The organism is Altericroceibacterium endophyticum (assembly GCF_009827595.1).
Classification (GTDB): Bacteria; Pseudomonadota; Alphaproteobacteria; order Sphingomonadales; family Sphingomonadaceae; genus Altericroceibacterium; species Altericroceibacterium endophyticum.
This window is the reverse complement of the sequence record NZ_WTYT01000007.1, coordinates 96193-109207: the sequence shown is the minus strand read 5'-3', so window position 1 is coordinate 109207 and position 13015 is coordinate 96193. Positions and strand designations below refer to the sequence as shown.

General features: G+C 59.6%; 8 protein-coding genes. 4 read left to right on the top strand and 4 right to left on the bottom strand.

The window, feature by feature from the left end:
- Positions 1-4: 4 nt before the first annotated feature.
- Positions 5-1570 (bottom strand): alkaline phosphatase D family protein, encoded by a 1566-nt coding sequence (locus GRI91_RS15240; protein ID WP_202385626.1) that lies wholly within the window; start codon positions 1568-1570, stop codon positions 5-7.
- A 526-nt stretch (positions 1571-2096) separates the two neighbouring features.
- Between GRI91_RS15240 and GRI91_RS15235 the strand changes: the two genes are divergently transcribed.
- Positions 2097-4085 (top strand): putative bifunctional diguanylate cyclase/phosphodiesterase, encoded by a 1989-nt coding sequence (locus GRI91_RS15235; RefSeq protein ID WP_160737562.1) that lies wholly within the window; start codon positions 2097-2099, stop codon positions 4083-4085.
- Positions 4086-4157: 72 nt separating this feature from the next.
- Here the strand turns inward: GRI91_RS15235 and GRI91_RS15230 are convergent, their stop codons facing one another.
- The 3 genes from GRI91_RS15230 to GRI91_RS15220 form a co-directional block, all read right to left on the bottom strand.
- Entirely contained in the window at positions 4158-5456 is a 1299-nt protein-coding gene (locus GRI91_RS15230; RefSeq protein ID WP_160737561.1) for a sugar MFS transporter, read from the bottom strand.
- 119 nt (positions 5457-5575) lie between these two features.
- Positions 5576-7621, bottom strand: coding sequence for a glycoside hydrolase family 3 protein (locus GRI91_RS15225; protein ID WP_237437946.1), 2046 nt, complete (start codon positions 7619-7621; stop codon positions 5576-5578).
- A 375-nt stretch (positions 7622-7996) separates the two neighbouring features.
- Positions 7997-9040: a LacI family DNA-binding transcriptional regulator gene (locus tag GRI91_RS15220; RefSeq protein ID WP_160737560.1), complete on the bottom strand. Its 1044-nt coding sequence runs from the start codon at positions 9038-9040 to the stop codon at positions 7997-7999.
- 369 nt (positions 9041-9409) lie between these two features.
- Here GRI91_RS15220 and GRI91_RS15215 point away from each other — a divergent pair, with 369 nt between their 5' ends.
- From GRI91_RS15215 to GRI91_RS15205, 3 genes are all read left to right on the top strand, one after another.
- Positions 9410-10720 (top strand): spinster family MFS transporter, encoded by a 1311-nt coding sequence (locus GRI91_RS15215; protein ID WP_202385625.1) that lies wholly within the window; start codon positions 9410-9412, stop codon positions 10718-10720.
- A gap of 258 nt (positions 10721-10978) precedes the next feature.
- The gene (locus GRI91_RS15210; protein ID WP_237437943.1) at positions 10979-12283 is read left to right on the top strand and encodes an MFS transporter; all 1305 of its coding nucleotides are present in this window, start codon (positions 10979-10981) and stop codon (positions 12281-12283) included.
- A complete protein-coding gene (locus tag GRI91_RS15205) occupies positions 12276-13013 on the top strand; it encodes an SDR family NAD(P)-dependent oxidoreductase (protein WP_160737559.1) in 738 nt (245 codons plus the stop codon). The genes GRI91_RS15210 and GRI91_RS15205 overlap by 8 nt, the downstream gene beginning before the upstream one ends.
- Positions 13014-13015 lie beyond the last annotated feature (2 nt).

Genomic DNA, 13015 nt, shown 5'->3' with positions numbered 1-13015 from the left:
GTCTTCAGGACATATGCAGCGCCGCCACACCGCGTTCGACGGTCGCGGTGCGGGCCGTGACGACCGGAGCGCCAGCGCGGGTTACATAATCGAGCGTGCGGAAGCGCGCCTCCCAGCGATCAGGGGTCACGTCACACAGGAGATAACCGCGCTGATCATTCATATATTTTACATAGGGATTCTGCCGCATGATCCGGTCGGTCCCGGGCCGAATCGCCGAGCCATCGCCCCCCGAACTGATCGAGGTGGAAACGAATTCGACGCCCACCGCTTCGCCCTCGCCCGCATCGCGCCGCAGCGTTCCGGCGTAATTCTGATGTTCGTCACCGGTCAGCACAATCGCGTTCCCAAGGCCCGACAGGCGGGCCAGCAAACGTTCGCGGGCGGCATCGTAACCACCCCAGCTGTCCATGTTGCGAATGGGGGTATCGTCACTGCCAAGCTGCCGGTTGATCGGCATTACCATGACCTGCTGCGCCAGAGCATTCCAGCGCGCGGTTCCCTGTTTCAAATTGCGAAACAACCAGTCTTCCTGAGCCTTGCCCAACACCTGGGCGCGTTCGTCGCTCCATCCGGGACAGCGGGGTTCGAAGCCGTCGTCGCAAGGCTGATCACTGCGAAACTGCCGCGTATCCAGCAAATGCAGATCGATGAGATTGCCGACCTGCGCCCGCCGGTAGATCTGGATGCCGCCGCGAATGGGCAAGGCTGAACGGCGGACGGGCATATGTTCATACCAGGCCTGAAGCGCGGCAGCCCTGCGCAGAAGGAAGGTTTCGGGCGGCGTCCCCTGCTGATCACGATCGCCGACCCAATTGTTCTCGATTTCATGGTCATCGAACGTCATGTAGAATCCCGCAGCAGCATGGGCTGCCTGCAGGTCCTGATCCATCTTGTACTCGGCATAACGCTGACGATAATCGTCGAGACTATAGATTTTCTGGCCGGTATGCGACCGGACGAAAGGGAGCGGCCGTCCATTCCAACCCCGGTGAATGGTCGATCCGCCTCCTTCATAGATGTAATCGCCATAATGGAAGACGAAGGCCGGATCTTCCTCCGCCAGATGGCCCCATGCGGTATAGAGACCGTCTTCGTAATTCTGGCATCCTGCCACCCCGAAACGCAACGAAGCGACATCGCTGTCGGCCATGGGCAATGTCCGAACGCGGCCCGACATGGACCGCTCCCGGCCGCACTGGAAACGATACCAATAAACCCGGTCGGCTTTCAGATCAGCGAGCTCAACATGAACCGAATGCCCCAGCTCCGGACGCGCAAGCGTTTCTCCATTTGCGACGACACGGTCAAAGCCCTCATCCTCAGCCACTTCCCATTGCACCGTGATCGGTGCCATCGGCATCCCCCCATACCGAGCAAGCGGCTCGGGAGCGAGGCGCGTCCAGATGACGAAACCTTCGGCATCAGCGTCCCCCGCGGCAACGCCCAGAGTGAAAGGATAGGTGCGAAAAGCCTGCTGCGCTCGGACCACAGCGGGCATGCCCAGCGTTGAGACTGCCCCTGCTGCACCCATTATTGCGCCGCGCCGGGTCAAGGCGATCCTGTTCATTCACTTTCTCCTGATTCACATTTGCGCTTGCGCGACGTTTCGGGACGCTCCCTTGCCGCAGGCCTTTGCCACAGGATTGTGAACGTTATCTTTCAGATCGAAGACACATGAAAACAAGCAGGTTGCGCGGCACAAATGTACCGCCTTGCGCTGCGCGATTGGGCGCCGACGGCAGCCTTATCAGACGTTGCGCCCCAGGGCCTGCGGCGGTTGGGCTTCGGTCCGAGATGGCTTTTGGAAATGGGGAAGCTGACAGGCCAACCGATGCAGATCAGGTGCTGGCAAAACGAAGACTGTCCGCTTCTTAACTGCCTCCAGTTTAGTTTCATATGCAAGTCTACAGTGCCCCAACCTTACCCTTAATAGAACTCAGCATATGTAACTTTATTACACGATCTACTTCGGACCTAAGTATTATATTTATGAAGAACTGGTGGAAAATTCGTATGCTGTGATCCGGGTAATTGTATTATTAACAGTGATTTAACTGATACACTGCTAGAGGCTCAGTAAAGGTGGATTCATAATGTTGGATAAGCTGCTCGACTGGTTTCGAGAGATCGGTCGTGACCCTATACTGGCCAAGGCGCAAGCGCTCCAGATGCGGCGGCAAGTTCCTCTGCTTTACAGCCTGCTGCTCATCAACTCCACTTCCATCGCCTGGTCTCAATTTGGCCTGGCCCCGCTGGCCCTTACCGTCAGCGTCCCGGCATTGCTGTTTGGCGCCACGATCTCTCGCCTCATTTACTGGATGCGTGCCCGGCACAAGCCACCACCGACACCTGAAGAGGCGAAACGACAATTGCGCACCGTCACGTGCATTGGCGGGCTTTCGTCAATTGCTTATCTGATCTGGGCGCTACTGCTGCTGCAATATGGCGATGCAATCGATCAGGCGCATGTCGCGCTCTATGTCTCCACCACGGTCCTCGCCTGTATTTTCTGTCTGTTCCAGCTACCGCAAGCCGCGGTGGTGGTGTCCGCCTGTGTCCTGCCGGGCTTTCTGGTCGCGCTGATTATCCAGGATCACTTTATATTCAGCCCCTTGGCGATGAATGTCGCTCTGGTGGTGCTCGTATTGCTGCGCGTGCTGTTCAACAGCTTTGAAAGCTTTCGCACCGAAGTCGCCGCGCGGGAGAAGCTGGCCCAGCAACGTGACGAAATGGTGCGGCTGAATTCCGAAAATCACGCACTCGCCCATACCGACAGCCTGACCCAGTTGCCCAATCGGCGGCGCTTTCTTGAGGATCTCTCCGCCATGGCGGTTGATCCTTCCTGCCTTGGCGGAGGCGTCGTGGGGGTCATCGATCTCGACCGCTTCAAATCCGTCAATGATACCTTTGGCCACCATCTGGGCGATCAATTGCTGAAGCAGGTTTCCCATCGTTTGCGGCAAAGCGCAGGCCCCTATGCGACGCTGTACCGGTTGGGCGGGGATGAATTCGGCATATTGATCTATTTGCCTCTGGCACAGGCGGAGCAATTTGCGGAGCGCGCGTGCGAGGAAATTGCCAAACCCATCCAGCTGGATGACCGGGAGATCTCGATTGGGGTATCCTTCGGTCTTGCGCCCTATATTGATGCCGGTGTGCAGCCGCGGGATTTGTGGGAACGCGCGGATCAGGCGCTGTATCATGCCAAACGGCATCAGCCCGGCACCGTGTTCACCTACACGCAGGATCTCGAATTTCTGGTGCGGGGTGAGCAGCAGATCGAAGTGGAGCTGCGGTCACTCAATACGGACGAGGATCTGGACGTACGGGTGCAGCCGGTGTCCGACAGTACAAGCGGCGTCATTCTGGGCGGTGAAGTGCTGGTCCGATGGACCAGCGCGCGTTTGGGCCCGATCCCTCCGCAGCGTTTCATTACCATTGCCGAGCGCAGTTCGGTCATCCACCGGATTACGTTGACCGTGGTGAAGCGCGCCCTTGGCATATTGGCGCAGCTGCCCGATCACCTGTCGCTCGCCGTGAACATTTCCGCATCCGATCTCAATTCGCCGGACACGATTGAACGCGTCTTGTCAGCCGTGCGCGACAGCGGAATCGACCCGTCCAGATTGTGGTTCGAAGTTACTGAAACGGCCGTGATGCACGATGTAGATGCCGCGATTGAGGCACTGCGCATGTTGCGCACGGCGGGAATGAAAATCGCGCTGGATGATTTTGGCACAGGGTATTCCAGCCTCAGCAATCTGCACCGCATCCCCCTCGACCGGGTGAAGATCGATCAGAGTTTTGCCACCGATCTGCAGGATAATTACAGCAATTCCATCGCCCTGGCAGTGGTCAATCTGTGCCGTACGCTGGGCCTCTCCTGCGTCGCAGAAGGAGTGGAGACGCCCGAACAGGCGGCTATTTTCCAATCCATGGGCTGCGAAATTCTGCAGGGTTATTACATTTCCGAACCCCTGCCCGTCTCGCGCTTCATGGAAATGCTCGCGGAGCATGACTGCACGGCCTTTGCCGTTCCCGCCCTGCTGGAACAGGTGAAGGCGCGCGCTTTGAAAAAGTAAGCAAAGCCGCAGGCAGGCACCGCTTTTGCCGCGGCGCCTGCCTGGCTCTACGCCCTGCCCCGTCTGATAGCGTTAGGCCGTGGCGGGCCGCCGCGCGAACAGACCGAAGCCGGCAATGATGGCATAACACAATGCCGGCAGCGCCAGTGACATGGCCAGGCTGCCCGTGGCATCGGCCAGGGCGCCAGTTGCCGGGGGGATGATCGCACCGCCAACAATAGCCATGCAGATCACACCCGAACCATCCGCCGCACGGGGACCAAGCCCTTCCGAAGCGAGCGAGAAAATCGTCGGGAACATGATGGAATTCATCAGGCCGATCGCCAGCATCGTATAGCCCGCCGTCATGCCGACAGTATTGGTGGAGATCAGGATCAGCGCAATCGCGCCCAGCGCATTGAAGGCCAGCACCTTGCCCGGACTGATGACGCGCAATGCGGCAGAACCGATAAACCGGCCAACCAGCGCCCCGCCCCAATAAAGCGGAATCAGCTTGCCTGCGGCCTGTTCGCCCAGCCCCATCACATCATTTTCCATCAGATAGCTGACGATCAGCGAACCGATGGCCACTTCCGCGCCGACGTAAAGGAAGATACATGCCGCGCCATAACCGAAGCGCGGCCGCTTCAGCAGCGTAAAGCCGCCAAGGGGCGAGCCGCTGTCATGCTGTTCACCCTTCAGACTGTTGCGGAACATCCAGACCACACCGGCGACAATCGCCAGCGCAACCGCAATGCCGATATAGCCATGCACGATGGCCTGACTTTCCGCGCGGCGATAAGCATCGAGCGCCGGGCCGGACAATTGATCCGCCGTCACACTTGCGAGGCCCCCCAGAATCAGGATCGACCCGAAATAGGGAAACAGCGTGGTGCCCAGCGAATTGAACGCCTGCGCAAAAGTCAGCCGGCTATGCGTTGTGGACGGTTTGCCGAGCAGTGAAATCAGCGGATTGGCCACCACCTGCACAACCGTCACCCCGCTCGCCAGGACGAACAGTGCAAACAGGAACAAGCCGTAAATGGCGGTTTGCGATGCCGGAATAAACAGCAGGCAACCTGCCAGCATCAGCAGAAGGCCAACGACCGCACCGCGCATATAGCCAATTTTCTTCACCATGATCGCGCCGGGGATCGAGATGAAGAAATAGGCGGCGAAGAAGGCCGACTGGACCAGCATCGCCTGAAAATAGCTAAGCTCGAAAAGCTCTTTCAGCTTGGGAATGATCACGTCATTCAGAGACGTGATCCCGCCAAAGATGAAGAACAGGGCAAAGACAAAACCCTGCAGACCGGGCGCATTAATATGCTGATCGCTCGCGATTTCCGGCTTTGGGTCGGTACTTGCTGAAATGTCTGGGGCTAGCGCCATGATGGAATTCCAATTTTTTGGGTCGTGCGCAGCTGGAAGCAGCGGGCGAAAAAGCAATTTCGGGCCGGGATGGCGAGGTTAGGTGGCAGCACTGCGCGCGGCAAGAACGCAATGCACAATCAGTATGCGCCCCCGGATCCCACGGGGAAGAGCGGGTTTGTGCTGTCATTGGATATGGCGGGGTTCTGCTGCTCAACCGCCTCCATGGAGGATGGCAGCTCAAAAGGCAGACGCCCCATGGCCCGGGTTTTCCCGGTGAGAACATCGAGCAGGGCAGTATCGCTCGTCCCGAAATTGCCCAGCACCACATCCGCTTTGTCCACGATATTGCCCAGAATAGCCGGACGGTCGAGGAAGACTGCGAAAATGCTTGGCAATCCGGCCGCCTTGGCCTGAAGCAGGGCTTCATAGGCGGCATCGCCGGGCTGGTAATCCAGTCTGCCTTCATGCTGGCGGCTGCCAAAGAAGTAATAAGGGTGCAGCATTTCAGACGGTGCGCCGCTGCGGATCAGGGCGAAATCGGCCGCTGCCGGATCATCGACCACGATCAGCCCGGCCTGCTCCGCCGCGGCCGCATCCATGCCGAATAGCCAGACCTTCTGGCCCTTCACCGCCTGCATCGGCACCATGTCGCCGCGATTCTGCAGCATCACTTGCGCCTGCCCCTGAACCTGCGTTGCGCGGGCCTGCACTTCCGGATTGCCCAGAATGCGTGCGGCCTGCGCCGGATCGACATAGGGATTGTCAAACAAGCCGAGATCGAATTTGCTGATCAGCAGGCGTTCCACCGACTGATCAATCCGCTGCTCCGTAATCAGTCCATCTTGCACCGCCTTCATCAGCGGAGCGGGGTCTTCAACCCCGCCGAACTGGTCGATTCCGGCGCGCAGCCCCTTGGCATAGCGCTCCTCTTCACTGAGATCGCTCACGCCCCAGCTTGTGGCGATATCGCCGATGCCCTGTGGGTGCTCCTTGGTCGGCGCGCGGCAGAATTCATCGCAATCGAGCGTGACCAGCCAGTCTGACAGGATCACCCCCTGATAATCACGCTTGCTGCGCAATTCATCCTGCAGCAGCTGCGCATTGAAGCCCGGCGCGACCTGTTCCAGCGGCTTGCCATCCAGCGTGACACCGCGCAGCACCGGATAGGCTGGCATGATCCCGCCGACCTGCGCGGCGAAGGCGCCGTCAAAGGCGGAAAAATGCGCATCGATCGTGTCGCCGGGCAGATCTGCGAAGCGGCCATAGTAATTATGCCCGTCGAACCCTTCGGGCTGCGCGCCGTAGCCGACCCAATGTTTGGCCACGACAAACACGCCCTGCGGCGTAAGGCCCTGATCGCTGCCCTGAAAGCCTGCTACATAGGCGCCCACCATCGCGCTGACCGTGGCGGGGTCCGTGCCGAAAGTGCCGCTCTGGCGCGGCCAGCGTGGTTCACTGGCCAGATCCGCCTGCGGTGACAAGGTCATCTGAATACCCACGGCGCGATATTCACGGCGGGCAATATCAGCAAAGTTGCGGACGACATCAATATCACCCAGCGCCGCGAAGCCCAGCGGTTCGGGCCATTGCGAAAAGCCGCCGCCAACATTGGAGGCGCCGGGCACATATTGGAAATGGTTGCGCGGGTCGGAACTGATCGTGACCGGAATCCCGAGCCGTGTCTGTTCGGCGATTTCCTGCACCTTGTTGTTTTGCTGAGCCAGTTTTTCAGGTGCGGCAGAAAGCCGGGTGATGAAACTGTTCACATGGTCACGCTGCACCCGCTCCGTGACCTGAGTGAAATCATATTCATCGGCCGCCTGATCGAAGGTTCCGCCGGCACCGCGCAAGGAGGCGTGGAGGAGCATGCCGAGCTTTTCTGCCAGCGTCATGCGGGCGGTCAGATCCTGCGCCCGCTGCTGCGAGCTGAGACGCCAGTCCTCATAAGGGGTCAGCGCCTGATTGCCATCGAGATCGCGGTAAAGAATGCCATCAGAGGAGAGGACCGCTTTGGACCGGCTGCCCAGAACAACCGGGTCCGGCGCTGCGGGAGCCTCTGGTGCGAGCGTCACAGCATCCTGCGGGGCGGAATATCCGGCACAGCCTGATGCGGCCAGGCATGTAACCAGAGACAGAGCCAATTTGGTCGGCACGCCGAAAATCTGTGCTTTTTTCATCTTCATCCTCATCCATCCCGCTTAGTAGCGTTATTATTCTGGTCTAAACGGGGTGCCCCCCCTTCGTCTGCCTTTCCGTTTTTCGAAACAGGCAGCTGCGTCATTAATTCCCGGCCGGGAAATGGCTGGGCGCCAAACTGGGCAACCGGCCCGGCCAATGGATGATCAAAGCTGATGGAAAAACTGACAGAGCAGGCTGCGCATCTGCGCCATGGATCCCCCTCGCTCAGCCATAATTCACCCCTCCATTCGGGGCGAATTTAGCCATCGCTCCCATCTTATATTCTTGTAGCGCTACATAATTTGAAAACTGCGATCCTGTCAATCTCCTGCTCAGGCTGTGGTTCTCGCTGGGGCTGATCGGCAGGGCGCCCGCCCAGCTCAGCGCAGCAGATCGGCGATGGATTGCCGCTCGATCAGCTCATGCTCCACCAGCTGAACATCTGCCCCCAGATCGGTCTGATCCTTCAGCGACTTCATCAGCCGCTCAATCGCGATTTCGGCAATGGTGCTGATGTCCTGGCGCACCGTGGTCAATTGCGGCCAGATCTGGCTGGCGATCGGCGCGTCATCGAATCCCGCCACCGAAATATCTTCGGGTACGCGCAATCCCTGACGGTGCGCATGATTGACGATTGCCGCGCCAATATCGTCACTGCTGCTGAAGATGGCGCTGGGCGGATCGTCGAGCGAGAGAAAATACTCCGCCGCCGCCAGCCCGCTTTGATATGTCGGACGGCCGACCCAGACGAGCTGCGGATCGGGTGTGATCCCCGCCTCTGTCAGCGCGCGTGTAAAGCCCGCTTCGCGCGACACACTCACCAGAGCGGAGGAAGGAAAGCGAATGAACCCAATCCGTTGATGGCCCTTGGACAGCATCAACCGGGTCAGGTCATAGGCGGCCAGTTCATCATCGATCCGCACGGCAGGAACATCTTTCAGGCCCGCGCCGGGGACCAGCGCCATCATGGGCACTTTATAACGGTTCCGCAATTCCAGCATATCCGGATTTTCGCAAAGAGGCGGCGGCACGATCAACCCGTCTATCCCGCTATCGAGCAAGGCCTTGGCCGCGTCGATCGCGGATGCCGGATTGCGCGCACTAAAGGCACGAATGGCCACTTCGGCACTGTGTTTGTTCGCGGCTTTCAACGTGCCGAGCAAAACCTGCCCCAGAAACGAACTGTCCGTATCGCGGTGCAGCAAACCAATGCGGAAGGATGTGGCACTGGCCAGCGCCCGCGCCGCGCGATTGGGCTTATATCCCAGCGCGGCCACCGCCTCCATCACCACATCGCGTTTGGCCTGGGTCACATTGGGTTTGTCGTTCAGAACATTGGAGACCGTCATCGGAGAAACACCGGCCCGTTCCGCGACTGATGCCAAAGTAACCCGATTGCTGAAGCTGCGGCGTGAGCGTGCCATGCGGGCTCCTCTTATTTTCGACCCGCGCTTTGATAATTGTAAAAGCCGACACATGACAAGCGCCGCGATGAAATAGCTGACGCTTTGCTGTGTCTGCCCAGTGCGACACAGCCAGATTTATGCGCGGCGGCACAGCCAAGCTGGCGGCTTACGGAATTTTTCGTTGTTCTACCGCTGTGTCTTGAGGCATGAACAGGGGGAGAGTGGAGAGGTCACATAATGACGGCGAATGGCCGCACAATACCGGACGAAGGTGTCGGCGGCGCCCGAGACCTCCCTATATATGACTCCGGCAGGCCTGCGTCTGATGGGGATGCCCCCCACCCCATCCCCTTGAAAAAACACGCCTGGGGCGCTGCGTTCATTCTGATGATCGCCAATTCGCTGGCTTTTGTCGATCGCCAGATACTGGCCTTTCTAATCGAACCAATTCAGCGGGATTTCAACGTTTCGGATACGGGGATGAGCCTGATTTACGGCTTCAGCTTCACCCTGTTTTATGTCGCTGCGGGCATTCCGCTGGCATGGCTGGCCGACAGGTCGAACCGCCGCAATATTGCCGCGGGCAGCATCCTGTTCTGGAGCCTTGCCACATCAGCCTGCGGTCTTGCCTCCAGCTATGTCGGTTTATTCGTCGCCCGGATTGGCGTGGGCGCGGGAGAATCCGGACTGGGCCCGGCGTCCTATTCGCTTTTGTCCGACTATTTCCCGCGTGAAAAGCTGGCCACCGCCCTGGGGCTCTATCAGGCGGGGATCTATGTCGGCGGCGCCATCGCTTTGATATTCGGCGGGTTGTTCGCGGCCACTATTGCGCCCGGCGATCATATGAATCTGCCGCTGATTGGCCCCACCGCCGGGTGGCAATTGATCTTCTTGCTGCTCGGCATTCCCGGCATTCTTCTCAGCCTGATCGTGTGGCTCGCCGTGCGCGAACCGCTGCGCAAAACGCCGCCCCCGCAAATCCGTGCACCCATACAGGGGCAAGAGGATATAAATGCCGGTGCCCCTGCAAAGGGGGAGAGTTTCTACGATGCGTTCAGGCAGCTTAACGCCCATCGGCGATTTTATCTGGGGCTAATCGGTGGTTTCACGCTGCTGATCTTTGTCGGCAGCGGGACCGCGGCATGGATACCGGCATTTCTAGCGCGCGAATATGGCATGTCGCTCGCCGATATTGGCCGATATTACGGAATCATCATGCTGATTTGCGGGCTCAGTGGCTGCCTTGTCGGCGGAATGCTGGCCAGCGCGATGCGCAAGGGCCAGTTACGGCACGGCAATCTGGTCGCGCCGCTGATCGGCTCCAGCTGCCTGATCCCCTGCACCATCGCCTTCCCTCTCATGCCCACTGCGAGCCTCGCCCTTGCGGTGATCGGCGCGATGAATTTCTTCGGCGGCTTCAATCTTGGCGGCGGCCTCGCCAGCCTGCTGGAAATGACGCCCCCTCGCCTGCGCGCCCAGATCAGCATGACCTACGTCATCGCTGTCAACGTCTTGGGCGGCACCCTCGGTCCACTGGCCATCGCCCTGATGACCGATTACGTCTTTCAGGACCCTGCTGATCTGGGTCAGGCGATTGCCATAATCTGTGCCATCGCCTCCCCTCTCGCCGTCATTGCCATCGTCAGTGCCCTGCGTCCGATGAAGACGCAATTGGCAGGCATGGCGGCTGCGACATAGCGCGGGCACCGCGCATTCAGAGATCGCCCGCCCGGTCTGCACCGGCTCTACGCCAAGCAAGAACATCGAAGTGATCGAGCCGTTTCAAGCAAGTGCCTTGCAGCAATCGCCGCTAGCGCCGGCCACTGGGAGGTGCCACTTGACCATCAATTCTGCATTCACACCATGTCGCGCGATCGACGCTTCTATGCGCCGTGCCGAACCTGCAACCAAAGGCCATGATTTTACCTATGCGCCAGAGACCGGAAGCGTCGCCGCATGATCGAAGAGAACGAGAATAACGGCCTGTTCAACTGGTATCACGAAGCTGATCGCAAGACCCGCCGCGTTTTCTGGACCTGTAGTGCAGGATGGGCGCTCGATAGCGCTGATGCGGTCATGTATCAGTACCTCATCCCGCTGCTGATCACCGGGCTGGGCATAACCCTGGTTGAAGCGGGCCAGATCGCCAGCGCCAATTTCTTCGCGGCCGCCATCGGGGGCTGGATCGGCGGGTGGCTGTGCGATCGCTTCGGGCGCGCACGGATACTCCAGCTCACTATTTTATGGTTCAGCGTATTTACCTTCGCCTCGGGCTTCGCGCAGAATTACGAACAGATGATGGCCTTGCGCATCCTGCAAGGGATTGGCTTCGGCGCGGAATGGGCCGTGGGCGCCGTGCTGCTGGGCGAAATCATCAAGCCCAAACATCGCGGCAGAGCCCTTGGAACAGTGCATAGCGGGGCCGCGATCGGATCGGGCATCGCCGCCTTGATCGCCGGGCCACTCGCTGCGGCCCTCCCCCCCGAATACGGGTGGCGTGTGGCCTTCTGGCTCGGCATTCTGCCCGCCGGCCTGATCTTCTTCATTCGTCGCGGTTCGGATGATTCCGAGATTTTCAAACAGGCGCGGCAACGGGCGAAAGACACCGGCCAGACCATCAGCATCGCCAGTATTTTCAAGCCCCGGATCATCCGCATAACCGCGCTCGCCTCGCTCCTGGCAGTCGGCGCGCAAGGGGCGGGCTACGCCGTGGCCAGCTATCTCACGACCTTTCTGGGGGAAGAGCGCGGTCTGGGCACATCGATCGCGGGGATCTGTGTTTTGATCAACAGTGCGGGGGGCTTTTTCGGCTTTCTGGTCAATGCCTATATCAGTGACAGGATCGGACGCCGGAATGTCTTCAGGGTTTTCGGGGCCGGTTTCGTCATAACGTCCAGCCTCTATCTGTTCGGGCCCTGGGGCGGCAATCTATACATACTGATCCCGCTCGGCTTTATTTACGGCTTCCACCAATTCGGCATCTACGCCAGCTTCGGCCCCTATTTTACGGAGCTTTTTCCGACCGAATTGCGCGGCACGGGCCAGGCCTTCGCCTATAATTTCGGCCGGGCCTTCAGCGCCATATTCGTGATGGTCGTGCCGATCGTGGCGCTGACCTTCCCGCTCAGCGCGTCCATGGCTATGGTCGCCATTTGCGGGATTGGCTGCGCGCTGGTGGCAACGCTGTTTCTTCCTGAAACCGCCGGACGAGCGCTCCATTCTCTCGCAGATCTGGAACATGAGGCCAAATCACATGGATAAGCCGGGCGTAATGATCGTGGTTGGCGGCAGCCGGGGGATCGGGGCAGCGGTGGCAAAACAGGCCGCCGCCAGTGGCTATCACGTCGTTCTTACCTATAGCTCCCGCCGGGAAATGGCGCAGTCTGTCGCCGATGAGATCAATGCCGCGGGCGGAAGGGCCGACTACCTGTGTGCCGATGTCGCACGCGAAAGCGATATCGTCAGCCTGTTTGCCAAGGCCGCAGAATATGGGCCGATCACAGCGATGGTCTATTCCAGCGGGATTACCGGTTCCGCCTCAAAACTGCAGGATGCCGAACTCGCAACATTGCAGCAGGTTATGACGGTCAATCTGACCGGGGCGATGCTGTGCGCACGCGAGGCCGTGCGCAAGATGTCCCGGTCATTGGGAGGACAGGGCGGCTCGATCACCTTCATTTCATCCCGCGCGTCGGACCGGGGGTCTGCGGGCGAATATATCTGGTATGCAGCCTCCAAGGGCGGCGTAAACAGTTTCTCCACCGGTCTGGCGCGTGAAGTTGCCCAGGACGGCATCCGGGTGAATTGCGTTTCCCCCGGCCCGGTCGATACCGGTATGCTGAGCCCCGAACGGCAAGCGAAAGGGGCCGCGGCTGTGGCCATGGGCCGCGTTGCCGATCCCGCTGAAATCGCCTCGGCCGTGCTCTATCTCACGTCAGACAAGGCGTCCTATGTGACCGGCGCCAATCTTGCCGTGGCAGGGGGCGCATGACG